At 69.2% G+C, this 24,267-nt stretch carries 24 protein-coding genes; 11 read left to right on the forward strand and 13 right to left on the reverse strand.

The features are described from left to right. The first annotated feature begins 17 nt into the window (after window positions 1–17). The 4 genes from ACN27E_RS17015 (at window position 18) to ACN27E_RS17030 (ending at window position 3,948) form a co-directional block, all read left to right on the forward strand. Window positions 18–725: a TVP38/TMEM64 family protein gene (locus tag ACN27E_RS17015; RefSeq protein WP_422743206.1), complete on the forward strand. Its 708-nt coding sequence runs from the start codon at window positions 18–20 to the stop codon at window positions 723–725. Window positions 726–863: 138 nt separating this feature from the next. Further along, window positions 864–2,069: a mechanosensitive ion channel family protein gene (locus ACN27E_RS17020; protein ID WP_422743208.1), complete on the forward strand. Its 1,206-nt coding sequence runs from the start codon at window positions 864–866 to the stop codon at window positions 2,067–2,069. Beyond that, window positions 2,066–2,956, forward strand: a complete 891-nt coding sequence (locus ACN27E_RS17025; protein WP_422743209.1) for an endonuclease/exonuclease/phosphatase family protein — start codon at window positions 2,066–2,068, stop codon at window positions 2,954–2,956. The genes ACN27E_RS17020 and ACN27E_RS17025 overlap by 4 nt, the downstream gene beginning before the upstream one ends. Beyond that, entirely contained in the window at window positions 2,929–3,948 is a 1,020-nt protein-coding gene (locus tag ACN27E_RS17030) for a CobW family GTP-binding protein (protein ID WP_422749936.1), read from the forward strand. Before ACN27E_RS17025 ends, ACN27E_RS17030 begins: the two co-directional genes overlap by 28 nt. A gap of 3 nt (window positions 3,949–3,951) precedes the next feature. Here ACN27E_RS17030 and ACN27E_RS17035 read toward each other — a convergent pair whose 3' ends face one another. From ACN27E_RS17035 to ACN27E_RS17045, 3 genes are all read right to left on the reverse strand, one after another. Beyond that, window positions 3,952–4,470: a hypothetical protein gene (locus ACN27E_RS17035; protein WP_422743210.1), complete on the reverse strand. Its 519-nt coding sequence runs from the start codon at window positions 4,468–4,470 to the stop codon at window positions 3,952–3,954. A 75-nt stretch (window positions 4,471–4,545) separates the two neighbouring features. Next, on the reverse strand, window positions 4,546–5,214 hold the full coding sequence (locus ACN27E_RS17040) for an isochorismatase family protein (protein WP_422743212.1): 669 nt from the start codon (window positions 5,212–5,214) through the stop codon (window positions 4,546–4,548). Continuing rightward, window positions 5,211–5,855 (reverse strand): DUF3159 domain-containing protein, encoded by a 645-nt coding sequence (locus ACN27E_RS17045; protein ID WP_422743213.1) that lies wholly within the window; start codon window positions 5,853–5,855, stop codon window positions 5,211–5,213. Before ACN27E_RS17045 ends, ACN27E_RS17040 begins: the two co-directional genes overlap by 4 nt. Before the next feature lie 40 nt (window positions 5,856–5,895). On the opposite strand from ACN27E_RS17045, the gene ACN27E_RS17050 reads away from it, so the two are divergent. Both ACN27E_RS17050 and ACN27E_RS17055 read left to right on the forward strand, forming a co-directional pair. Continuing rightward, the gene (locus ACN27E_RS17050; RefSeq protein WP_422743214.1) at window positions 5,896–6,876 is read left to right on the forward strand and encodes a DNA polymerase domain-containing protein; all 981 of its coding nucleotides are present in this window, start codon (window positions 5,896–5,898) and stop codon (window positions 6,874–6,876) included. A 57-nt stretch (window positions 6,877–6,933) separates the two neighbouring features. After that, a complete protein-coding gene (locus ACN27E_RS17055) occupies window positions 6,934–9,198 on the forward strand; it encodes a molybdopterin-containing oxidoreductase family protein (RefSeq protein ID WP_422743216.1) in 2,265 nt (754 codons plus the stop codon). Window positions 9,199–9,241: 43 nt separating this feature from the next. Here the strand turns inward: ACN27E_RS17055 and ACN27E_RS17060 are convergent, their stop codons facing one another. Both ACN27E_RS17060 and ACN27E_RS17065 read right to left on the reverse strand, forming a co-directional pair. Beyond that, complete coding sequence (locus ACN27E_RS17060; RefSeq protein WP_422743218.1) at window positions 9,242–10,468, reverse strand: HNH endonuclease signature motif containing protein; 1,227 nt, start codon at window positions 10,466–10,468, stop codon at window positions 9,242–9,244. A gap of 47 nt (window positions 10,469–10,515) precedes the next feature. After that, a complete protein-coding gene (locus ACN27E_RS17065) occupies window positions 10,516–12,012 on the reverse strand; it encodes a potassium/proton antiporter (protein ID WP_422743219.1) in 1,497 nt (498 codons plus the stop codon). Window positions 12,013–12,065: 53 nt separating this feature from the next. On the opposite strand from ACN27E_RS17065, the gene ACN27E_RS17070 reads away from it, so the two are divergent. Continuing rightward, the gene (locus ACN27E_RS17070; RefSeq protein ID WP_422749938.1) at window positions 12,066–12,734 is read left to right on the forward strand and encodes a potassium channel family protein; all 669 of its coding nucleotides are present in this window, start codon (window positions 12,066–12,068) and stop codon (window positions 12,732–12,734) included. A gap of 5 nt (window positions 12,735–12,739) precedes the next feature. Here ACN27E_RS17070 and ACN27E_RS17075 read toward each other — a convergent pair whose 3' ends face one another. Together ACN27E_RS17075 and ACN27E_RS17080 are read right to left on the reverse strand one after the other, a co-directional pair. Next, window positions 12,740–13,942, reverse strand: coding sequence for a metallophosphoesterase (locus tag ACN27E_RS17075; protein ID WP_422743221.1), 1,203 nt, complete (start codon window positions 13,940–13,942; stop codon window positions 12,740–12,742). Between the two features lie 30 nt (window positions 13,943–13,972). Beyond that, on the reverse strand, window positions 13,973–14,752 hold the full coding sequence (locus ACN27E_RS17080; RefSeq protein WP_422743222.1) for an SDR family NAD(P)-dependent oxidoreductase: 780 nt from the start codon (window positions 14,750–14,752) through the stop codon (window positions 13,973–13,975). A gap of 179 nt (window positions 14,753–14,931) precedes the next feature. Between ACN27E_RS17080 and ACN27E_RS17085 the strand changes: the two genes are divergently transcribed. Genes ACN27E_RS17085 through speB form a run of 3 tightly spaced genes read left to right on the forward strand, consistent with a single transcriptional unit; the run spans window position 14,932 to window position 18,235 of the window. Continuing rightward, window positions 14,932–16,491, forward strand: a complete 1,560-nt coding sequence (locus tag ACN27E_RS17085; protein WP_422743224.1) for an ABC transporter substrate-binding protein — start codon at window positions 14,932–14,934, stop codon at window positions 16,489–16,491. Then, entirely contained in the window at window positions 16,488–17,126 is a 639-nt protein-coding gene (locus ACN27E_RS17090; RefSeq protein ID WP_422743225.1) for a TetR/AcrR family transcriptional regulator, read from the forward strand. The genes ACN27E_RS17085 and ACN27E_RS17090 overlap by 4 nt, the downstream gene beginning before the upstream one ends. Next, a complete protein-coding gene (gene speB, locus ACN27E_RS17095) occupies window positions 17,126–18,235 on the forward strand; it encodes an agmatinase (RefSeq protein WP_422743227.1) in 1,110 nt (369 codons plus the stop codon). The genes ACN27E_RS17090 and speB overlap by 1 nt, the downstream gene beginning before the upstream one ends. Before the next feature lie 4 nt (window positions 18,236–18,239). On the opposite strand, the gene ACN27E_RS17100 is transcribed toward speB, so the two are convergent. The 6 genes from ACN27E_RS17100 to ACN27E_RS17125 all read right to left on the reverse strand — a co-directional run bounded on the left by ACN27E_RS17100 (window position 18,240) and on the right by ACN27E_RS17125 (window position 23,933). Then, window positions 18,240–18,977 (reverse strand): SDR family NAD(P)-dependent oxidoreductase, encoded by a 738-nt coding sequence (locus tag ACN27E_RS17100; RefSeq protein WP_422743229.1) that lies wholly within the window; start codon window positions 18,975–18,977, stop codon window positions 18,240–18,242. 12 nt (window positions 18,978–18,989) lie between these two features. Beyond that, the gene (locus tag ACN27E_RS17105) at window positions 18,990–20,015 is read right to left on the reverse strand and encodes a zinc-binding dehydrogenase (protein ID WP_422743231.1); all 1,026 of its coding nucleotides are present in this window, start codon (window positions 20,013–20,015) and stop codon (window positions 18,990–18,992) included. Then, entirely contained in the window at window positions 20,008–21,942 is a 1,935-nt protein-coding gene (locus ACN27E_RS17110; protein WP_422743232.1) for a flavin-containing monooxygenase, read from the reverse strand. The genes ACN27E_RS17105 and ACN27E_RS17110 overlap by 8 nt, the downstream gene beginning before the upstream one ends. 61 nt (window positions 21,943–22,003) lie before the next feature. Further along, entirely contained in the window at window positions 22,004–22,708 is a 705-nt protein-coding gene (locus ACN27E_RS17115; protein WP_422743234.1) for a GAF and ANTAR domain-containing protein, read from the reverse strand. A gap of 29 nt (window positions 22,709–22,737) precedes the next feature. Next, window positions 22,738–23,454, reverse strand: a complete 717-nt coding sequence (locus ACN27E_RS17120) for an NUDIX hydrolase (protein WP_422743236.1) — start codon at window positions 23,452–23,454, stop codon at window positions 22,738–22,740. Next, entirely contained in the window at window positions 23,451–23,933 is a 483-nt protein-coding gene (locus tag ACN27E_RS17125; protein ID WP_422743238.1) for a nuclear transport factor 2 family protein, read from the reverse strand. Before ACN27E_RS17125 ends, ACN27E_RS17120 begins: the two co-directional genes overlap by 4 nt. 76 nt (window positions 23,934–24,009) lie before the next feature. Between ACN27E_RS17125 and ACN27E_RS17130 the strand changes: the two genes are divergently transcribed. Then, a complete protein-coding gene (locus tag ACN27E_RS17130) occupies window positions 24,010–24,258 on the forward strand; it encodes a BatC protein (RefSeq protein WP_422743240.1) in 249 nt (82 codons plus the stop codon). Window positions 24,259–24,267: the final 9 nt, after the last annotated feature.

Genomic DNA, 24,267 nt, shown 5'->3' on the forward strand with positions numbered 1-24,267 from the left:
GGCAGGATCGGGTGACGATGTCTGACCGTGTACGGGCCGATGACGGCCCGGCCCCAGCCGGCCGGCGGCGCCACCTGCTGCAGTTGGCGGTGTTCGCGTCGTTTCTGGCCGGTCTGTTCTATCTGTTCGCCGTCGTGCGGGCCGTCGAGGTGGATGAGGTGCGCGCCGCGGTCGCGGCGACCGGGCCGGCCGCCCCGCTGACCTATGTGGTGCTGTCCGCGGCGCTCGGGGCGCTGTTCGTCCCCGGCCCGATCCTGGCGGCGGGCAGCGGGGTGCTGTTCGGCCCGGTGCTGGGCACGGTGGTGACACTGGGAGCGACGGTCGGCACCGCGGCGGTGGCCTCGATCGTCGGTCGGCGAGCCGGCCGCGACAGCGCCCGCGGTCTGCTGGGCCCGCAACGGGCCGAACGGGTCGACGCGATGGTCGACCGCGGCGGGCTGTGGGCGGTCGTCGGGCAGCGGTTCGTACCGGGGGTGTCCGATGCGCTCGCTTCCTACGCATTCGGCGCCTTCGGGGTGCCGCTGTGGCAGATGGTCCTCGGCGCGCTGATCGGTTCATTGCCGCGGGCGTTCGTCTACACCGCGCTCGGCGCATCCGTCGGCGACCCGTCGTCACCGCTGATGTACACCGCGATCGCGGTGTGGTGTGTGACCGCGGTGATCGGGGCGATCGCGGCGCGCAGGGGCTATCGCCGGTGGCGCGCGCACCGTCATCCCGACGTGTGAACTCACTCTCAATCTCGGTCAGCGGCTGTTCGCCGGGTTTGGGCGCCGCGGCGGGCCGGGAAGGCTGCACTGAGTCGCGAGGATGGCGCCGCCGAAGCCGCAATCCGTCCGCCCCCGATCTCAGGAGCAGACTTCTCCATGCCCGACGCACCTGCGCTCGAATCCGCCACCCACTTCGCCGTCACCGCCGCCTGGGTGGCCGGCGCCGTCGCCGTCGCCTACCTCGTGGGCCTAGTGTTGACCTGGGTGGTGGCGCGGATCGGCCGCCGCTCGGCGGTGGTGTGCGACATCGCCCAGCTGACCCGCAGACCGGTCCGCGCCACCCTGATGGTGATCGCGGCGACCGCCGCGCTGCGGCGGGCGTCCGACGCCGACGCCAGCTGGCGCGGCTGGCTGGACCACAGTCTGATCATCGCGATCATCGCCACCATCACCTGGCTCATCGCCAGCTTCGTGATGGTGGCCGAACGCCAGGTGATCAAGCGCTTCGCCGGCGGCGACACCGGCCTGACCGACGCCGACCGGCACCGCCGCAAGATCCGCACGCAGGTCACGACGCTGCGTCGGCTCGTCATCGCGATCATCGTGGTCCTCGGCGGCGCGGCGGCGCTGATGACGTTCCCGGCGTTCAGCGATATCGGCAAGACGCTGTTCGCCTCGGCCGGCGTGCTCTCGGTCGTGGCGGGGCTGGCTGCCCAGACCTCGCTGGGCTCGGTGTTCGCCGGAATCCAGATCGCCTTCTCCGACGCCATTCGCGTCGGCGACGTGGTGGTCCTCGAGGAGGAGTGGGGCCGCATCGAGGAGATCACCCTGACCTACGTCGTGGTGCACCTGTGGGACGAGCGGCGGTTGGTGCTGCCGTGCACCTACTTCACCACCACGCCGTTCCAGAACTGGACCCGCAACGCCACCGAGTTGCTGGGCACCGCCGAACTCGATGTCGACTTCACGGTGCCGTTCGACGATATGCGCGCCGAACTGGATCGGCTGCTGCAGCAGAACCCGCTGTGGGATCACCGCGTCGGGGTGCTGCAGGTGACCGATGCGGTCGACGGGTATGTGCGGGTGCGGATGCTGGTCAGCGCCCCCAACGCCGGCGCGCTCTTCGATCTGCGCTGCGATGTGCGCGAGGGCATGGTCGAGTGGCTGCAGCGCACCAATCCCGGCGCGCTGCCCCGCCGCCGGATCGATCACCAGACCGACGCGACGCCGCAGTTCGATTCGGGCGCCCGGTCCAATGGTCGCTCGCGAGCGGATTCCGCGCTGTTCACCGGAAACCCCGACGCCGAGCGGCGCGGACGGGCCTTCGACCAGGCTGAGCAGGGCAGTATGAGCCGTGGATGATCAGACGACGACGCACAACGGTGCCGGTCGAGTCGTATGACCGCGCCGGTGGTACCTGGCGGGACGACGCCGGACCTGACACGCTGACCCTCGCGACGTTCAACATCTGGTTCGACGAATACCACGCCGAGCAGCGCTACCGCGCCATCTCCGAGCTGCTCGCCCAGCGCCTGCCCGATGTCGTGGTGCTGCAGGAGGTGACGCCCGCCGCGCTCGACATCGTCGACAGCCAGGACTGGGTCCGACAGCACTACCGTCGGGCCGCGGTCGTCGGAGCCGGCGTCGGTAATTACGGCATGGTGGTGTTGTCCCGCCTGGCGATGAGCGACGTCACCTACACGCCGCTGCCCACCCGACTGTCTCGGGGATTTCTCCGGGCCAGCTGTACGGTCGGCGGTACCGAGTTGGTGGTGTGCAACATCCACCTCGACAGCGGTAAGCACTCGGCCGGGTTGCGGGTCCGCCAGCTACGCCGGATCTTTCGTGCGCTTCGCCGCGCCGGTGACGCCGTGGTGCTCGGCGACTTCAACATGCGCGACGCCGAGAACCGCCATATCGCGCCCCCGTATCGCGACGTCTGGCCCGCGCTGCGCCCCACCGAACCCGGCTTCACCGAAGACACCGACATCAACCTCATGCGCTGGGACAGCAAGCCCAAACACCGGCAGGTCCGGTTCGACCGCGTGCTGCTCAAGGGAGACTCCTGGGCGGCGTCGGAGATCGAGCTGCTGGGCACCGAGCCGATCTCCCCGGCGACGCCCCGGGTGTTCCCGTCCGACCACTTCGGCCTGTGGTGCCGCCTGGTCCGCCGGAACCATCCGCCCCGGCCTACACTGCGGGGTCGGTGGAAAGGACGACTGTGGGATCGATTCCGGTCATCGCGCTGACCGGTTACCTCGGCGCCGGCAAGACCAGTCTGCTCAACCACGTCCTGCGCACCCCGGACGCGCGAATCGGCGTGGTGATCAACGACTTCGGCGAACTCAACGTCGACGCGGCCCTGGTGACGGGTCAGATCGACGAGCCCGCATCGATCGCCGGCGGCTGCATCTGCTGTCTGCCCGACGAAGGCGGGCTGGATGCGGCCCTGGAGAAACTGTCCGATCCGCGGCTCGGACTCGACGCCATCATCATCGAGGCCAGTGGCCTGGCCGAACCGGTCGCGATCTCGCGCATCATCCGGTTCAGTGGCGCCGATCGGGTACGCCCCGGCGGGGTGGTCGACGTGATCGACGCGGCCCGGCATTTCGAGACCGTCGACTCCGGCGGCCCGCCGCCGGCGCGCTACGCCGCGGCGTCGCTGGTCGTGGTCAACAAACTCGACCAACTGCCCGAAGACACCCGCGAGGCCGAACTGACCCGCATCCGGACGCGGATCCGGGAATGCAATCCCGACGCCCACATCGTCAGCACCGTCGGCGGCCGGGTCGATCCGGCGCTGCTCTACGACGTTGCCGGTGCCGGCGCCGAGACGGGTCAGCTCTCGTTGCGCGAGTTGCTGATCGACGGCGACGACCACGACGTCCACCATCATGTGCACGCGGTATCGGTCAGCGCGACCACCGACGGCTGCGTCGATCCGGAGGCATTGCTCGACTTCGCCGAGACCCCGCCGGACGGGGTGTACCGGATCAAGGGCACGGTCGGGGTGCGCTACCGCGATCGGGTGCGCCGCTACGTCCTGCACGTGGTCGGCCCCTCCGTGCATGTCGCGGCCGCGCCCGCGACCGCGCGCATCAACGGTCTCGTCGCAATCGGTACGGGCTTCGACACCGATGCGGTGCGCACCCGCCTCGAGACCGCCATCCACCCACGGGAGGGGTCGGCGGCCACCGCGGGGATCCGGCGCTTGCAGCGCTACCGCCGCCTCAGTGTGTGAGGGTCAACTCTCGCTGCTGCCGCCGACTTCGGCCGGCAGTGGCGGACCGAGCGGTGTGGTCGTCGTCGGTGTGGCCGGAGCGGACGAGGCCGGTGTGTCCGACGAACCCGTCGCGCCCGGCACCTCGTATTCGAGCATCGGCTCCTCGCGGAGCACGGTGTTGCCCGCGGTGACGGTCAGGTCCTCGGCGGTGACGGTGTAGGTGACGCCGTCGTTGACCGCGGTGTAGACGCCGCTGCGGGTCTGGGAGGCGGCCAGGATCAGTTTCGCGCCGTCGCGCACGCGCACTCCGCGGTAGGTGAACTCCCCGTCGGGAGAGGCGCAGATGGCGATCCGCGAGGATGCGGTACGCCCGAACGCCATCGTGGTGTCCGGGGCGGCGCACCGTGCGGTCGAGTCGAGGTAGCCCTGGGAGTCGCTGGCCGGGGCGGCGGCCGAGGGGCTCGCGCCGACGACGATGACGGCCGCGCAGACGGCTGCGCCGGCGGATGTGCGGAGGATCGCGATCCTGTTGAGAGGCATCGCTTTCCACCACACCACGGATTTCGCGGGATCTCTCGCGCGCGCGAGATTCGATGCCCAGCCGGCACCGAACCGTTAGGTTCCCGAGATCCGCTCCGCCGCCATGGCGGTCACCACGTCGGCGGTGGAGGCGAGACCGTGGGCGAGGAAGCGATAGTTGATCATCGCCGCCTGGTAACCGTCACCCCACTGCGGGTGGCGCGGTCCGGCCGTCGCATCGCTGACCACGGTGACCTCGAAGCCCTGTTCCAGCAGGTCGCGCAGGTGCGATTCGACGCACATGTTGGCCAGCATGCCGCCGAGGATGACCCGGCTGATCTTGCGCTTGCGCAGCTGCAACACCAGATCGTTGGTCTGCGGACCGAAGACCTTGTGTGGGCTGACCACGACGGTCTCGCCGTCCTCGATGTAGGGCTTGAAGACGTCGAGCCAATCCGCCCCGGAACCGGTGAACCCGGTCAGATCCAGTGCGCCCGCACGGGAGAACGTGCGCGACGCGAATTCGTCGGCCTCGAGCGGACCGTTGAACAGCCACGCGTCATCGGTGGGATAGAAGTAGTGCGGGGAGATCGCCACCAGATAGCCCGATCGCTTCGCCGCCTGGAAGATCTCGACCATGTGCTCGACGGTGCGGTTCTCGGTGACGCTCGCGCCGACGGCTCCCCAGTTGCGGCCTGCCGGGCTGAGCACGTCGACCTGTGGATCGATGAACACGACTGCGGTGTCGGTCGGGTCGAGTATCACGTCAGGTCCTCTCTCGGTACCTGGAACCCCGTGCGCGGCAGCGCGCGGTTGGCATGGCGTACGGCCAGATAGATCAGGGCCGAGGTCACCAGGAACAACGGCCAGCCCATGGCGATCCGGGCGATCGCCAGCGCCTCCGCGCGATCGCTGTCGTAGAGATGATGCTGCACCACGAACCGCGCCCACGAGACCCCGGCCATCACCAGCGTGACGCCGTCGAAGGCCCTGCGCACGCGCGCGTTCCGGCGCCACTCGCCGGTCCGTCCGGTCAGCCGTGCCCACACCAGCCCGACCAGTGGTCTGCGCACCACCACCGACGCGGTGAACGCGACCGCCAGCGCGAGGTACATCAGGATGCCGGGCAGGTAGAAGTCCCTGGCCTCTCCGGTGAGGAACGCCAACCCGGCGCAACCGGCGACGCCGCCGAATCCGACCAACGCCGGCCGGACGGGTGCACGCCGCGCCAGCTGCCAGCCGAGCACCGCCACCGCGATGACGACGGCCGCTGAGACGGCCGGTCGTAGGCCCGCCGCCGCGTTCACGGCGGCGAACACGGCCACCGGAAGGGCGGCTTGCACGAGACCCCGGATGCCGCCGGCGCGGGCGAGGAGGCCGTCGATGGGGACGCCCGCGCCGGTCATGACTGCCGAGGGTAGCGGCCACCGGCCTACGCTGGTGGTCATGAGCGCCGGGGAGCAGCGCGCCGGGGTGCCGTTGACCAATCTCGATCAGGAGCTGAGCCCGGATTCGGGAGCCACCAAACGCGATCTCGTCGACTACCTCGACGCGGTGGCCGACCGCATCCTGCCCGGTCTCATCGACCGGCCGCTCACGGTGCTGCGGGTGCTGCGCGGCCGGGCGCCGTTCATGCAGAAGAACGCTTCGAAGTACACCCCGGAATGGGTGCGCACGGTGGCGATCTGGGCCGACGCCTCCAAACGCGAGGTGCACTACCCGGTGTGCGACGACCGGCGCACCCTGCTGTGGCTGGCCAACCAGCGCGCCGTCGAATACCACCCGGCTCTGGGTCTGGCCTCCGATACGCACCGGCCCACCCACCTGATCCTGGATCTCGACCCGCCCGACGGTGCGGACTTCTCAGCCGTGATCGCGGTGGCGCATCTGGTACGGCAGGCGCTGACCGACTGCGGACTGAACGGCGCCGTCAAGACCAGCGGGGCCAAGGGACTGCACGTCTTCGTCCCCGTGGACGACGGCGCACCGGTCGAGGATGTCGCCGCGGCGACGCGGGCGCTGGCCGCCCGGGCGGCGGCCCTGGATCCCGGCATCGCCACCACCGCGTTCATCGTCGACGACCGCGGCGGCAAGGTGTTCGTCGACTCGACCCGGGCCGGCGGCGCGACCGTGGTGGCGGCCTACAGTCCGCGATTCCGGCCCGGTACGCCGGTGTCGTTCCCCGTCGCCTGGTCGGACCTCGACGGGATCCGCCCGTCGGATTTCACGGTGCACACCGCGATCGACGCGCTGGGCGGACGAGACCCGTGGGCTGAGGCGATGCCCGCACCGCAGCGCCTGCCCGCAGACCTCGTCGCACACGGCCGTACGATCCCGGTCGCCCGGGTGGCTGCCATGCACGAGGGCAAGCGGCGCAAGCGGGCCCGGTCGGCAACCCCGCGAGCAGACGCAGATTCGCACGAATAGACCGCCGATCACGCAATTCTGTGTCTGCTCGCCGGGCAAAGATGCAAAACTGAGCGAGTGCCCAGCAGCTCTGCTCCGCCCTCGACGCACCCCGGAATCTGCCGGATCTGCTCCGCGCACTGCGGCGTGCTGGCCACCGTCGTCGACGGCGCCCTGACGAAGGTCACCGGCGATGCGGACAATCCGCTGTTCAAGGGGTACTCCTGTGCGAAGGGGCGGGCGCTGCCCGAAATCCACAACAACCCGGACCGGTTGCTGCACAGCCAGAAACGCGGCCCTGACGGTAGCCACTCCGCCATCGGCGCCGAACAGGCGATGGACGAGATCGCCGCGCGGCTGCAGGAGTTGATCGACCGGCGCGGACCACGCTCGGTGGCGCTGTATCTGGGCACCAACGGACTTCCCTATCCCGCATCGGCGTTGATGGCCAACGCCTTCATGCGCGGTATCGACTCACCGATGTTCTTCACGGCGAACACGATCGACCAGCCCGGTAAACAAATCGCCCTGGCCGCACACGGTCACTGGCTCGGCGGTGACATCCCCTTTGCCGACGCCGACAGCTGGCTGCTCATCGGCACCAATCCCCTGGTGTCCAAGGCGATCGGCATCCCGGGCCAGAATCCCGCGCAAAATCTGCGGTCGGCCATCACCCGCGGCATGAAACTCATCGTCATCGACCCGCGCCGGTCCCAGACGGCGGCGCGCGCGGCGATCCACCTGCAGCCGCGCCCGGGTGAGGACGTCACCATCGTCGCGGGCATGATCAACCTGATCATCACCGAAAGACTCTGCGACGAGGACTTTCTGGCCGAGCACGTCGCCGGATTCGACGCACTGGCCACCGCGGTGGCCGGCTTCACCCCGGATTACGTCGCCGAGCGCGCCGACATTCCGGTCGAGCAGTTCATCGCTGCCACGCGCCTGTTCGCCACCTATGGCGAGCGCCCGGGCATGGTCAACGCGGGCACCGGGGCCAACTTCGCGATGCACGGCAACCTGCTCGAATACCTCTGTCTGTGCCTGACCACCATCTGCGGCCGGTGGCAGCGCGCCGGGCGGCGGGTCACCCGCCCGAATACCCTGATGCCCGCATTCACCGCCAAAGCGCAGGCACATCCGCCGTACCAGGGATGGGGGTACGGCGAGAAGCTGCGGGTGCGCGGGCTGACCGACACCGTGGCGGGCATGCCGACCGCGGCGCTGGCCGACGAGATCCTGCTCGAGGGCGACGGTCAGGTTCGGGCGCTGATCTGCGTCGGCGGCAATCCGATGGCGGCTTGGCCGGACCAGCGGAAGACGTTGCGCGCTTTGGAGGCTCTCGAACTGCTCGTGACCCTGGACACCGAGATGTCGCTGACCTCGCGACTCGCCGACTACGTCATCGCGCCGATGATGCAGATGGAGACGCCGGCGATGACGATGGGCAGCGAGCTGATCAAGTACTACACCAGCGGCACGGGCATCCCGGCACCGTACGCCCAGTACGTCGACCGCGTCGTGGATCCGCCGGCCGGGTCCGATCTGACCGAGGAGTGGCGGTTCTTCCTCGGGCTGACCAAACGGATGAACCTCGACCTCTGGTTCGTCAACTTCTTCGGTGGTGGTGGCGGCCGCTTCATGGAGTCCCCGCCGATCGTGCTGAACATCAACGGCGACAGCGATTTCACCACCGAGGAACTGTTCGCGCAGATGTGCGCGACGTCGCGTATCCCACTCGACGAGGTGCGACGTCACCCGCACGGCCACATCTTCGACGTCGAGGCGCGCGTGCAGGAGCGTGACCCGGACTGCTCGGCGCGGCTGGACGTCGGCAACGCCCACCTGCTCACCGAGCTAGTGGATGTTCGCGCCGAGGACTTCGCCTCCGCCCGAGACGATTCGACGTACCCGCTCCGGTTGATCCCCCGCCGGCACAACAACTTCATGAATTCGTCGGGCACCAACCTGTCCGTGCTCAACCGCGGTAAGGCGTACAACCCGGCCTATATGCATCCGGACGCGATCGCCGCCCTGGGGCTGGCGGCCGGCACCGTGGTGACCGTGACCTCTCCGCACGACAGCATCCCGAGCGTGGTCGAGCCCGATGACACCCTGCGACCGGATGTGATCGCGATGCACCACGCGTTCGGCGGACTGCCCACCGAGGACGATGAGGTGCGCGACCGCGGCAGCAACGTGGGCCGGCTGGTGCCGACCGACGTCGAGTACGACGCCATCACGGGACTGCCCCGTCAGGGCAACATCCCGGTCCGGGTGACGGCAGGCTTTCCGGCGCGTAGCCCGGCCCAAGCCGTCAACGGATCTCGGGGGCCGCAGTGACAACCTCGCCGACTCGGGCAGCGAAAGTCGTTAATGGCCAACGCTAGCTGGCTGATGCCGGTGGTGGTTTCGGCTGGAAGGGCTGGTACCACCACCAGTCGGCGCGTTCGCCGGTCGGACCCCGGTACGGGGCGACCGCGGATGGGGCGGTGGTGGGTGGTCGGGCCAACGATCCGTGGGCCAACGGTCGGCCCTGGTCATCGGTCACGCTCAGGCGGTCGGCGGGACCGGTGAGGGTGATGCCCCCGGCGTGGTGCAGCCGGTGGTGATACGGGCACAGCAGCACCAGATTGTCCAGTTCGGTGGGGCCGCCGTCTTCCCAGTGCCGCAGATGATGGGCATGCAAACCCCGGGTGGCCCCGCAGCCGGGCACCACGCAACACCGGTCCCGATGCTCCAGCGCCCGGCGTAACCGGCGGCTGATCTGACGGGTGGACCGCCCAGCCCCGATCACCTTCCCGTCACGGTGAAACCACGCCTCAAAGGTGGCGTCGCACAACAGGAACCGGCGCTCAGCCTCACTCAGCAGCGGCCCCAGATGCAGCGCCCCGACGCGCTGCTCGACATCAAGGTGCATGACCACCGTGGTGCGGTGGCCGTGCGGGCGGCGCACCGCCTCGGCGTCCCAGCCGGCCTCCACCAGGGCGGTGAACGCATCCAGCGTGGTCGGGAACGGGCGCGCCTGCTCGGGATCGTGGTCGGCGATCAGCGCGTCGCGGTGGGACTGCAGCGCCGCCTCGAACGCCGCAGCCCCCAGCCTGTCGAGCCGGATCTTCCAGGTGGTGTAGTCGCCGTCATCGTGTGTGGTGACCGACGGCCCGCGCGGCGGCACCGATTCGGGTGCGGGTCGGGCTTCGAGTTTCACCGCAGTGCGCAGCTGGGTCACCGTCGCGCTCTCGGCCAGCTGCGCATAATGCGCATCAGAGCCCTCAGTGGCGTTCTCGGCGATCACCCCGACCTGATCCAACGACAGCCGCCCCTCCCGCAGACCAGCCACACACCGCGGAAACTGCTCCGCCCGACGCGCGACCGCCACCAACGTTTCCGCATTACGCGGCGACACCCCGGTCTTCCACGCCATCAACGCCGCCACCGACCGCGCCCCGGTCATCCCCGCCAACCCGCCACCCTCGATCTGCGCGGCGATCTCCACGATCCGCCCATCGATGGCATTGCGCTGACCACACAACTGCGCCAACTCCCCGAACAACACCTCCAACCGATCTTTCGGACGCATCCGATCAACCAAAGACACTGCCGCCGAGGACATATCACCAGCACAGCACACGGGTCCGACAAGCCCGGTCCCCTCGTGCGCTAGTCCGCGTCGCCGTACTCGTCGAACCAGTACGCGAGTTTGCCGCGCCGGCTCACCGCGCGCAGCCGGGCTTCGGTGGCGGCCCGGGTCCTGCTGGTGGTGACGATGAGCAGTTCGTCGCCGGTCGCGATCCGGGTGTCGGGTAGCGGCACGAAGGTGTGCCCAGCTCGGATGATCAGAGTGATCACGGCGGGGTCGGGCAGCCGCAGCTCGACGATCATCACGTTGTGCAATCGCGACTCCGGCTGCACCGTGAGGGTCAGCAGCTCGGCGTCGAGGACGTCCAGGGGTGCGGCCTCGACCTGGAGCTCGCGCGCCGATTCCCGGGAGATCAGACCCAACGCCCGCGCCAGCGGGCGCAGGCTGGGGCCCTGCACGAGCGTGAAGACCAGCACGAGCAGGAACACGATGTTGAGTAACCGTGAGCTGCCGGCCACGCCCTCGACGATCGGGAAGGTGGCCAGCACGATCGGCACCGCCCCGCGCAACCCCGCCCACGAGAGGAAGGTCTGTTCGCGCCAGGGGATGGTGAACCCGATCAACGACACCACCACCGACAGCGGGCGGGCCGCCAGCAGCAGCACCAGGCCGATGACGACGGCCGGCACCACGTCGGCGGCCAGTTCACTCGGGTCGACCAGCAACCCAAGAACGACGAACAGGCCGATCTGCGCCAACCAGCCGAGCCCCTCGGCAAAGGACCGGGTCGCCGCCCGGTGTGGCAGTCCCGAGTTCGCCAGCACCACCGCGGCCAGATAGGCGGCGATGAAGCCGCTGGCGTGGATCGTGCCCGCGGCCGCGAACGCGACCAGGCCGAGCCCGAAGGTGGCGATCGGATAGAGACCCGAGGCGGGCAGCGCGATCCGGCGCAGGGCCAGCGCCCCGAGGTATCCGATCCCCAGCCCGATCGCGGCCCCGACGAGCAGTTCGAACACGACGTCGGTGACCGCGCCCTCGGGGTCGAAGTCGAAAGGCACCGCGCTGAACATCAGAACGAGGATCACGGCCGGCGCATCGTTGAACCCGGACTCCGCCTCGAGCAGACCGGCCAGGCGGCGGGGCAACGGGAGCACCCGCAGCACCGAGAACACGGCCGCGGCGTCGGTCGAGGAGACGATCGCCCCGAGCAGCAGGGCCAACTGCCAGTCCATCTTCAGGAGCAGGTGCGCGCCGGCGGCGGTCACCAGCGTGCTCGTCACGATGCCCACGGTGGCCAGCGCGCCCGCCGGCGCCAGCACCTTCCTGATGTCGGCGAACTTCGTCGTGAGGCCGCCTTCGACCAGGATCACGGCCAGCCCGGCCGTGCAGACGTTGCGGGCCAGCTCCACGTCGTCGAACGGCAGGCCCAGCCCGTCCTCCCCGAGCGCGACGCCCACCAGCAGAAACAGGATCAGACTGGGAAAGCCGATGCCGTTGGCCACCCGGGTACCGACGATGCTGGCCAACAGCACCAGGCCGCCGATCAGCAGCGTCAGGTAGAGCTCGTGCAAACTCACTGCCAGAAGTAAATCAGCCGATGCGACAAGATGGGGCGATGGCGGAGCGCAGAATGCGGATCGGCATCGCCGGCGCCGGGAACGTCGGCCGGTCGGTCGCGCGGGAATTGCTCGACTACGGCCACAAGATCCTGCTGATCGAGCGCGAATGGCGCCGATTCGAACCGCAGACCGTCGCGGCGGCCGATTGGCTCAACGCCGACGCCTGCGAGCTGTCCGCGCTCGAGGAGGCGGGCGTCCAGACCTGCGACGTGCTGATCGCGGCGACCGGGGACGACAAGTCGAACCTGGTGGTCGGGCTGCTCGCCAAGACCGAATTCGGGGTGCCCCGGGTGGTCGCCCGGATCAACGACGTCCGCAACGAATGGCTGTTCAGCCAGGCGTGGGGCATCGACGTAGCGGTGTCGACGCCCGGCGCGCTGGTGGCCGGTGTCGAAGGGGCGATCGACGTCGGCCACCTCGTACGGCTGATGGGGCTGCGCGAAGGCAAGGCCGATCTGACCAAGGTGACGCTGCCGGCGGACAACCCGATCGTCGGAGCGCGCCTGGGCGATCTCGATCTGCCGACCGACACCGCGCTGGTGACCCTGGTGCGGCGGGGCACCGTGCTGCGGCCGCAGGCCGATCTCGTCCTCGAGATCGGCGACGAGCTGCTGTTCGTCTCCGGCACCGCGTCCCAGCAGTCCGTCCGGGCGGCGATCCACTCGGCGGAGAGTTCCTGAGCCGGTCACGCCCGGCGCAGTGTCAGGACGGTGATCTCACTGGGTGCGAACACCCGAAACGGCGGGCCCCAGAAGCCGGTGCCGCGGCTGGTGTAGAGCTGGGTTCGTTCACCGTGCCGGCTCAGACCACGCACCACCGGCTGCTCCAGTCGCACCAGCACGTGGAAAGGCCAGATCTGGCCGCCGTGGGTGTGCCCGGAGATCTGCAGATCGACCCCGGCGGACACCGCTGCGCGCACCTGCTTGGGCTGATGGGCCAGCAGCAGTACCGGCAGGGCTCGGTCGGCGCCGGCCAGGGCCGCCTCGATGTTCGCTCCGTGTCCACGCACCCCGGACGACCGCGCGGTGGCATCGTCGACACCGGCCACCACGAGCCGGTCGCCACCGCGCCGTACGACGATATGCCGGTTGTGCAGCGCGTCCCATCCGATGCCCTGCATGTAGTCCAGCCAACCCTGCGCTTCGCTGAAGTACTCGTGGTTGCCGGTGACGTACACGCGCGCCGAACGGGCACGGACGTCCGCCAGCGGTCGAGCCTGCGGTTCGCGCATCGCGGCGGTTCCGTCGGCGATGTCGCCGACGTGGCACACGACGTCGGCATCGAGTTCGTTGACGCGCGCCACCACCCCGGCCGACCACCGCGCCCGGTCGATGGGGCCGTAGTGGGTGTCGGTGACCATCACCACGCGCAGCCCGTCGAGCCCGCGGCCGAGTCCGGCGATGCCGACGTCGAGGCGCTTGACCCGAGGGATCCGCATCGCCTCGGTGTAGCCCCAGACCAGCAGCGCGGCGGCGACCGCGACGACGGCGACCACCACCAGCCGCGACCGCAGTGGATCGGCCACCCCGGCCAGGGCCAGCACCACCCGCAGCGCCTGCCCGAGTACGGACCAGACGAACAGCACCCAGGCGACGCCGAGCAACGCGTCGCCGAGTGCGGCCGGCCGGTCACGGTGGCGGCGACCGTGCCCGAACGCCATCAGGGTCGGCAGCGCGGCGAACGCGGCTACGAATATCGCCGTGCCGGCCACTGCCACCGGGGTGGGCCAGGGCCGGCCCACCCACAGCAGGGTCACGCACGGCACCCCGAACAACAGCAACAGAACGGTCGAGACGATCGCGGTGCGTCGCCATCGCCGCCGCCGGCGGAACCGCGGGGCCGCGTTCTCCACCACCAGGGCCGGCGGGGCGGCGGGATCTTCGGTCATCGACCGACGGTACCCGCGCCGGGGGATGCCTCAGGAGATCGAGTTGGCGCCGTCGATGGCCAGTGTCGTCCCGGTGACGTAGGAGGCGCCGGGCGAGGCGAGGAACGCCACCCCGGCCGCGACCTCGTCGGCGCTCGCCGACCGCCCGATCGGTGTGGCGTTGCCGGCCTCGATCTCCGAGGGCAACTGCGCCGCGGTGGCGATCCAACCGGGCACCACGAGGTTGGCGGTCACGCCGTTGGCGGCGAAATCCACGGCGACCGAACGGGTCATCCCCAGCATGGCGGCCTTGGCGGTGTGGTATCCGACGTCGCCGGTGTAGGCGGTCAGTACTCCGGCGGTCGAGCCGACGTTGACGATGCGTCCGTATCCCCGCTCGACCATCCCGGGCAGCGCCGCCCGGGTGACGAAGAAGGCGCTGTCCAGGTTGCGCCGCAACGCAAGTGACCATTCGTCGTCGGTCATCACGGTGATGACGTTGGGCTGTTCGGGACTGTTGACCGAGGCCAGTCCGGCGTTGTTGACCAGGATGTCGAGCCGGCCGAATGAGGCGACCGTGGCTTCGACGAGTTCGCGCGCTTCGTCCGGGGAGAACAGGTCGGCCACATGCCAATCGGCCGAGATTCCCTCGGCCTGCAGCTCCTCGGCCCGGGCGGCAACCCGGTCGGTGGTGCCGGTGACCATCACGGCCGCACCCAGCCGGCCGAGTAGGCGGGCGCTGGCGAAGCCGATCCCGATGTCGCTGCTCGATCCGGTGACCAGCGCCACCTGACCGGTGAGATCGAACGCGGTGGGCAGCGTGGTTGACATGGTGGCGGTCCTCTCGGTCAGCGGATGCTGCGCCGCAGCTTATGGCGGCCGGACCGCACTTTCTAGGTCAGTCGTACAAAACTTGGACGTTCGTACAAACTGGTAACTGTCGTGTCACACGACCGAAACGCAGTGGCTCGAAACTCGGCGAAACACATTCGATCGCAGGAGCTTCGAGAATGTCACGAAAGTCGTTCGCCAGCCTGGCCATCGCCACACTGCTCGTCGCGGGCACCGCCTGTTCGGGTGGGAGCAACGCCCCGACGGACGACGCCGCGCTGGCCTCGACCATCCGCACCCCGTTGATGAGTGATCCCCCACCCCTGGATCCCGACACGTTTTACCAACCCGAGGGTCTGCTGATCATGACCTCGGCGTACCAGGGACTGCTGCGCTACGCACCGAACTCGACCAAAGTGGAAGGCCTGCTGGCGGATCGCTGGACCGTGTCACCCGACGGCCTGCGCTACACCTTCCATCTCCGTGACGGCGTGAAGTTCTCCGACGGCACACCGTTCGACGCCGACGCCGCGAAGGCCAGCTTCCAGCGACGCATCGACATGGCCGCCGGGCCGTCCTACATGCTGGCAGAGGTCACCGGGATGGCGACCCCGGATCCGCGGACGTTCGAGGTCACCCTCGCAAAGCCAGTCGCACCGTTCCTCGACTACCTCGCCTCGCCGTACGGACCGCTGATGACCAGCCCGACCGCGGTGGCGCAGAACGCCGTCGGCGGAGACCGGGCCACCGGCTGGCTGGCCGCCCATACCGCGGGCACCGGTCCCTACATGCTCAGTGAGGCGGTCGCGGCCGACCACTACACCCTCACGACGAATCCGCACTACTGGGGTGCGGCGCCACAGATCACCACCATCACCCTTCCGGTCATCGCGGCAACAGCGGTGCAACGGCTACAGCTGGAATCCGGCCAACTGGACATGGTCCTGCACGGCTTCTCCAAGGGTGACTACCAGGCGGTCGCCCAGGGCGCGAACACCGAAGTCCTGCAACATGATGCCTTGGTCAAGGCGATGGTCATGGTCAATCCCGATTCGGCGGTGTTCGGCCCCCGCCCGGCGCGCGAAGCGCTCAGCGCCGGACTCGACGCGACCGCCCTGACCACCACCGTCTTCGGCGACCAGGGCTCCCCCTCGACGCAGTTCTACCCCACCGGGATGATGCCCGACGGCGCTGCCCCCGACCGGCCTGCCTACGACCCGTCGAAGCTCTCGACGCTGGGAAAGAACGGCGGTGCCGTCGAGATCGGATACCCGTCCGGTGACAGCTCACTGCAGGATCTGGCCAACCAGCTCCAGGTCGTCCTGCAACAGGCCGGTCTGACCTCGACGGTGCGCGACTTCCCGCTGGCCCAGTTCTTCGCCCTCGTCGAGAACCCCGACCAGCGTCCGGACCTGATGCTGGCATCGTTCAATCCCGATGCGGCACATCCGGATACGTGGTCGCGCATCTACAACTACACCAACGCCCCGGTGAACCTGCAGGGTTGTTCGGTTCCGGAAGCGGACACGTTGCTCGACGAGGGCAGCGCTGAGCCGGACCCGGCCCGCTCGCAGGCTCTGTACGTCGAGGCGGCCAAGGCGTACCGGGATTCGCTGTGCTGGGTGAACCTGTCCGATCTGCACAACACGGTCGCCGCGCGCAAAGGCTACTCGGGCTGGTCGAGTCAGCCGGCATGGATGTGGGACACCGACTTCTCCACGTTGACCTTCCAATCGTGAGAGCCGGACTCGGCAGCCCGGCCCGGCCCACCGGCAACACCGCACGGGGGGCGCAACGCCGCACCGAGATCATCGACGCGGCGGTGGAGGTCATGGCCAAGGTCGGACTGGCCGGCCTGTCGATGCGCGTCGTGGCCCAGCAGGCCGGGATTCCGCTCGGCGCGCTGAGCTACTACTTCACCGACAAGGCGGATCTCGTCGCTCAGGCGTTCCAGCAGCTCTCCGAACGTGAGATCGAACGCGTCGTCCACACCGCCGAGCAGCTCGACTCGGCGATGCCGACCGAGCGGATCGCCGATCTGTTCGCCGACCTCATCCTCGGTGGGTTCGACTCTCCGCAGGGTGCGATCGTGGCCCGTTACGAGTTGGTCACCGAGGCCAGTCGCGACGAGCGGTTACGCCCCATGTTCGAGTCCTGGTACGCGGCGATGGTGCCGGCGTTGAGCCGACTGTTCCGGGATCTGGGCTCCCATCATCCCGAACTGGATTCCCGCACCGTCATGGCCGTCATGGCCGGGCTCGAGATCGACAACCTCTACCGGCCGCTGGGCCCGGTCGACAAGCGGCGCATCCGCGCCACCATCCGGCATGCGTTCCGGGCGGTCACCTCACTGCACAACGAAGGCGGAACATAATGGCAGGCAGCGGATTCGGGCCGGACATCACCTTCCTCGGTGTTCCCCGCTGCGATCTGGACGACCCGGCCACCTACGCCGACGCGGACATCGTGATCCTGGGTGCGCCCCTCGACGGCGGCACCACCTACCGTTCGGGCACTCGTTTCGGCCCGTCGGCCCTGCGGCAGGCCTGCTATCTCCCCCAGAACGGATCGCGGCCCAGCCTCGCGTTGCGGGTGGACGGGTTGACCGACCTGCGGGTCTACGACGCGGGGGACGTCACGCTCTACAGCGGCGACGTCGAACAGGCGGTGCGGCTGATCGAAGAGGATGTCTTCAAAATCGCCTCAGCCGGGGCGATTCCCGTGGTCCTGGGCGGCGACCACACCATCGCCTGGCCGGATCACACCGGCGTCGCTCGCCACCACGGATTCGGCAAGGTGTCGATGATCCACTTCGATGCGCACGCCGACACCGGCGACATCCACCTGGGATCGCTGGTCGGCCACGGGCTGCCGATGCGCCGGCTCATCGAATCCGGCGCATTGCGCGGCGACCGATTCCTGCAGCTGGGGCTGCGCGGATACTGGCCCGACGAGCCGGTGCTGCAGTGGATGGCGGCCCAGGGGCTGCGGTCCTACGAGATGACCGAGATCGTGGCCCGCGGTCTGGAGCCGTGTCTGACCGAAGCGTTCGGCATCGCCACCGACGACTGCGAGGGCGTCTTCCTGTCGGTGGACATCGACGTATGCGATCCGGGACATGCGCCCGGCACCGGCACACCCGAACCCGGCGGGTTCTCTGCGCGTCAGCTGCTCGACGCCGTTCGCCGAATCTGTTACGAGCTGCCGGTACTCGGCGTGGACGTGGTCGAGGTCGCACCCCCTTACGATCACGCCGATATCACCGCGCTGTTGGGTAACCGGGTGGTGCTGGAGGTCATCTCGGCGATCGCACGGCGTCGCAAGGACGCCGCGGACGGCACCACCTGGGATCCGGCACAGCCGCTGCTGGCCGGGCGCGGCACCGACGAGCAGCTGCGGTTGATCCGCGAGGGCGAACAGGCCCGCCGGCGAGGTGAGGGCGGCGCCCGCCCGCACCACCATCCACACGACCATCAACATTGAGCCCTCAGGGATGCCGGCAGGTCACCCCGCCGTCGACCACCAGATGCGACCCGGTGATGAATGACGCCCTGTCCGACATCAGGAATGCGACCGCCGCGCCGATGTCCTCGGGTTGTCCCAGCCGTCCCAACGGGGCGGCGGCGATGAAACCGTCTCGTACCTCTTCGACGTCGAGGGCGATCTGCAACATCGGCGTCTGGATGAAGCCCGGGCACACGGCGTTCACGCGGATTCCCTCCGGCCCGAGTTGCGCGGCCATCGACCGGGTCAGGCCGAGCAGTCCAGCCTTGGAAGCGCAGTAGGCGGGAATGAACGGATTGGCTTGCAAGCCTTCGATACTGGAGATACCGACGATGGCGGGGCGCCCTCCGCTGCGGGCTGCCTCCTGCAGATGCGGCAGCATCAACTGGGAGATGAGCGCCTGGGCGCGCAGGTTCACGTCGAGCACCGCATCCCAGGTCTCCTCGGTGAAGGCGCCCACCGGTTCCGGAATCACCCGCCCGGCCGCGTGCACCAGACCGTCGATCCCGGCCATCGCTTCGGCGGCAGCGGCGGTCGCCGCGGCGATCTGGGCACCGTCGCAGACGTCGACGACCGCGGCCGGCACCCCCAGTGTCCGGCCGACAGCGCTCACCTCGTCCGCGATGTCCCACAGCATCACCTGGCGCCCATCGGCGATCAGCGCCTCCGCGCTGGCCCGTCCGATACCCGACGCTCCGCCGGTCACGACGATTCCGGCCATCGGCCCACCCTCCTAGGTTCTCAGCAGCACTTTGACGACATCGCCCGAGCGGGCGGCCACCGCGGCATATCCGTCGGCGGCGCGGTCGAGTGGTAGTTCGGTGGTGAAGATGCCGTTCACCGAGAGCCGTCCCGACTGCAACAACGGAATCAATTGCGGCCAGGTCTGCTGCACCGGTGCGGTGGTCATCCGCAACGTAACGCTGCGCACCAGGGCCAGCGTCGCAGGGAACGGGAACGGCTGCAGATCGTGGACGCCGACGACCGACACCGTGCCGCCGGCCCGGACGGCGGTCAGCGCGTCGGACATCGATGCGTCTGATCCGACGGCATCGATCACCGCGTCGACACCGAGACCGCCGGTCAGCTCCATGGCCGCCTGGGTCGCCGAGGGCGCGGCGGGGATGGCGCCCATGGCCGCCGCCCGCTCCCGGCGCTGCACCACCGGGTCGACGGCGAGAACCGTTGCCGCACCGAGGGTCAGGGCGCTGCGCACCGCGCACAGGCCCACTGCACCAAGGCCGATCACGGCCACCGTACCGCCGGGGGGCACGTCGGCCCGCTGCACGGCGGCCCAACCGGTGGCCAGGTTGTCGGTGAGCAGCACCGCCTGCTCATCGTCGATGTCCTCGGGCACCGCGCGCAGCTGGAAGTCGGCGGCCGGCACCGCCAGCAGGTCGGACTGCGCTCCGCCGAGCGCTCCGGTGCCGAAGATCCGTGGACCGGAGTGGCACCGGATGGGATCGAGGGTGGCGCAGCCCCCGCAGTGTCCGCAGCCGGCCACCGAGGACACCATGACCCGGTCCCCGCGACGCACCGTGTACACGTCGGTTCCGACCTCGACGACCGTGCCCACGGCTTCGTGGCCCAGGGCGACCGGTTCCAGGATCGGGTAGTCCCCGTCGTAGAAGTGCAGATCCGAACCGCAGATGCCGCTCGCGGTTACTGCCACGACCGCACCGTCGGGTCCCGGCAGCTGCGGGTCGGGCCGTTGTTCGATCCGCACCGCCGCCGGGGTGTCGATGACCACGCTACGCATGTCGACTCAATTCCCTTGTCGTGTAATCGTCCCAATCCGGTTCGCGCACCGCGCTGTGGTATTCCGGCAGCTTCCACGGACTCACGGTGTGGATCTCGCCGAGCGAGTTCTTGAAGTAGGAGTGCCGGATCGAAGGATGGGCCCACACCGTCTGCCGGATCGCGTGCTGGGATGCGTCGCGCCACCGCTCGGTGGCCTCCGGCGTCGGTTCCATCGAGTGCAGTCCGTCGGCCAGCCGGGCCAGGCACTGGCCGATGTAGCGCATCTGGAGTTCGGAATTGAAGATGAGGCTGCCGCCGTGGGCCAGATGGGTGCCCGGGCCGTAGGTCAGGAACAGGTTGGGGAAACCGGGGACGGTGATGCCCCGGTAGGCATACGGGCGTTCGCCCCACACCTGGCGTAGGTCCGCGCCGTCGCGGCCGGTGATGTTCATCGGTGCGAGCACCTCGGTGGCCCGAAACCCGGTGGCATACACCACGATGTCGGCGGGGTGCTCTCTTCCGTCGCTCACGACGCCGGTCGGGGTGATCCGTTCGATCGGCGTACGGATCAGCTCGACATCGTCGCGCCGCAGCGTGCGGATCCAGCTGCCGTTGTCCTGCAGGGTGCGCTTGCCGGTCGCCGGATAGTCGGGCAGCACCTTGGCCAGCAGTTCGGTGTCGTCGCCGACCTGGCTGGTGATCCACTCGGTGAACATCATCCGCGCCATGGCGTTCATCTCGCTGACGGCGTGGTCCTGCGCCGCGTAGGCCGGGTCGACCAGTGCGGCGTCCAGCCCTTTGTCGGCGCCGGGCCACAGCACCAGGAATCGGTACCAGCGACTGTAGAACGGCAGGTGTTCCATCGCCCAGCGGACGCCGGCGCCGACCCGGTCGTGGTACATCGGGTTGGGGAACATCCACTGTGCGGTGCGCTGGAAGATCGTGAGCTGCTCGACGTCGTCGGCGATCGCGGGTGCGATCTGGAATCCGCTGGCACCCGCCCCGATCAGCGCGACGCGCCGCCCGGTGAGGTCCACGCCCGGGTCCCAGGCCGCCGAGTGGAAAGCGGGTCCGCCGAAAGTGGCTGCTCCCGGGATGTCCGGGACGAACGGGCGGTTGAGCTGACCGACGGCAGTGATGACTGCCCGTGCGGACAGCTCATCGGTGGTGCCGTCGGGCCCGCGTACCGTCACCCGCCACCGGCCGGACACGTCATCCCAGTCGGCCGCGGTCACCTCCGTCCGCCAGCGGACGTGTTCGGCGATGCCGTACTTGTCCATCACGTCGGTGAAATAGCGCCGCAGTTCGGGTTGCTCGGCGAAGTAGTGTTCCCATGCGTTGTTCGGCTCGAAGCTGTAGCAGTAGAAATGGTTGGCCACGTCCACCCGTGCACCGGGATAGGTGTTCTCCCACCATGTTCCGCCCGGCCCGGCGTTCTTCTCCACTACGGTGAACGGCAGCCCGGCCTGTCGCAGGCGGATGGCGGCGAGCAGCCCGGACTCGCCACAGCCGATCACCAGGACCGGGCAGTCGGCCGCGGCCGACGGTTCGACCGGATCCGGTCTGCGCGGGTCGGCGCCGTCGAGGTCGAGTTCCTCACCGAGCAGCGGCAGGTACTCCTCACCCACTGGTTCGCAGGCGGCCCAGTCCATCATCCGCCGGATGAGGTCGGGGCTCAGCGGCGCCGGTTCCGGGCAGCCGCGATCGCGGTAGTCGGTGATCACGTCGAGGGCGACGGCCCGGGCCCTGGCCTTGTCCTCCTCGCTCATGAAGCCCTGGATCTCGTTGAGGAACAGTCCGGCCTGGGTGAACTCGTCGAGGTAGCGCGGGTCACCGGTGATGTGCACCAGACTGAGCACCAGGGTGGGCACGCTCACCTCCGCGAGCGCTGCGGCGATCTCCGCTGTGGGAGTGGTGAAAGGAGTCCCGGCATAACGGTTCCGCATGAAGCGTCCTCTCCCTCGGCACAATAACGCTACGCGCCGTATCGTAACGGGACGGCGGACGTCAGGGGGCCGAAGTCGACACCTTCTTCTCGTGCTCGCCGACCAGCCACCGCGCCACCTCGACCAGTTTGATGTTGGTCTCCTGCGACGCGCGGGTGAGCGTGGCGAAGGCCTGCATGCCGGACAGGTTGTCGCGGTGCATGAGGATGCCCTTGGCCTGGCCGATGATGTCGCGGCTGGCCAGTGCCACCTCGAACTGCTCGGCCGCGTTGGCGCCCGCGAGTGCCACCGCGGCGTGCTGGGCGAGGAGTTCTCCGACGGTGACGGATTCGTCGGAGAACACGCCCGGCTCGGATCCGTAGACGTTGAGAGCGCCGAGACTTCGTGCGTTGGTGAACAACCGGAAGGACAGCATTGCGCGCACGCCACGCTCCCTGGCGGTCGAGACGAACATCGGCCACCGGGATTCCTGCCCCAGATCCCCGACGTGCACGGTGTGGTGCTGGTGCAGCGCGTCGAACATCGGCCCCTCGCCCAGTTCGGTCTGCAGCCGGTCGAGTTCCTCGGCCACCGGGTCGGCCGGTATCGCCGGCTTGACCTGCTGGTTCTCGATCAGCGAGATACCCGCCCAGCTCGCCTCCGGCAGGAGCAGTACCGCTGCGGAGATGATGGTCTTGAGGGTCGCCTCGGTGCTGGACTGCGACTGCATCTCCAGGGCGAGCCGGCCCAGGGTTTCTGCGAGTCTCTCGGTGTTGCGCTGCTCCACATCCGGAAATCTAACGGATCGCCGGGTGGTCACCGCCAGGCGAACACCGGCTGTTCGAGTTCGTCGACCCGGTCGGAGCGGCCCTCGAGCCCCAGCCACCTCATCTGCAGGAGCACCGCGCCGGTCGGCGCGTGGATCAGATCGTTGCCCAACGGGATCTGGACGACGGGGCGCGGGCTTTCGGCGATGGTGATGTAGCGAGGGGAGTCCGCCCGCAGCAGCTGGTGCAGACCGACCCGGTAGACCGCAACCACCTCGTCGGGGGCGGGCCGCAGTTCGAGCCGGCCACCGCCCCAGATCACCACCGGGGTGATCACGTAGCCCGAGCGAGTCGGATAGTCGTCGAGCAATCCGAGTACCGTCGACTCGGGCAATCCGACACCGACCTCCTCGTGCAGTTCCCGCAACGCCGCGTCGACCGCACTCTCACCGGGATCGAGCCGGCCACCGGGCAGTGCCCACTGGGCGGCGTGGGTGCTCAGCCGGGAGGCTCTGCGGCACAGGAGGAATGCCGCACCGCCCGACACGTCGACCATCCGCCCGTCCAATCCGGCCTCCATCGGCCGGCCGGCAATCCAGTCGTCGACGGGCGCCGGGTCGACCCGGTCCTCGCCGGTCTGCGAGTCGACCAGGACCACCGCCACAGCGGCCTGCCGCTTGCTCGGATCCGAGACCGCACGGCGTTCGTGCCCGGCGAGGTGACCGCGGATGCGCTCGCGCAGCGCCTCGTCGTACCGGACCGTCATCGGGTCACCCGGCCGGCCATCTTCATCAGCATCGTGCGTAGGCGAGGCGACAGGTACACCGCGACAACTCCGTTGAAGATGTCCTCGCGCAACCGGGTCAGGGTGGAGGTGCTGATCCGCCAACCGTCGGCGGTCTTCTCGTAGGTCTCGGTGTAGTGGCCGTAGCCGCGCAGATTGACGCCGGGACCGAACCGCACCACGTCCTCGAGCGCCCACACCCCGCGCGCGGTGGTGGGCGAGGTCAATTCGATCTCGGGCGCGTGCACCTGGTGCACGGTGGGCTGCGCGCGCAGGCTCCGGCGGGTGAAGGCGACGAAGTCGTCGGCGCCACGGATGACCTTGCCGCCGGACGCCGAGGTGTCACTGAGGAAGTCATCGGTGAACAGCGCGCGCCACCCAGGCCAGTCCTTGGTGTCGAGTAGCCGGCAGTAGCGCGCCTTGAGCTGCTTGATCTCCTCGATGTCCTGCGCGTCGCCCATCAACCGAATATACGAACCCGTTTCGATCGGGCGCTGTGGGGCAACCCCGAGGCACACGCGACAGAAAGGTTCGGATATGGCACTCGACGACGACGACATCACGACCTCCGACGGCGGGGGCGAAGGCACCGCTGACGGCGGCTCCAACCCCGGCGGCCACGACGGCGGGGCCGACGGCACCGCCTCCGGCGAAGGCCCGGCCGACGGTGGCTCCAACCCCGGCGGCCACGACGGCGGGGCCGACGGCACCGCCTCCGGCGAAGGCCCGGCCGACGGCGGCTCCAACCCCGGCGGCCACGACGGCGGGGCCGACGGCACCGCATAGACCGCGCCA

The sequence above is a fragment of the Mycobacterium sp. WMMD1722 genome (genome assembly GCF_049315205.1).
Lineage (GTDB): Bacteria > Actinomycetota > Actinomycetes > Mycobacteriales > Mycobacteriaceae > Mycobacterium.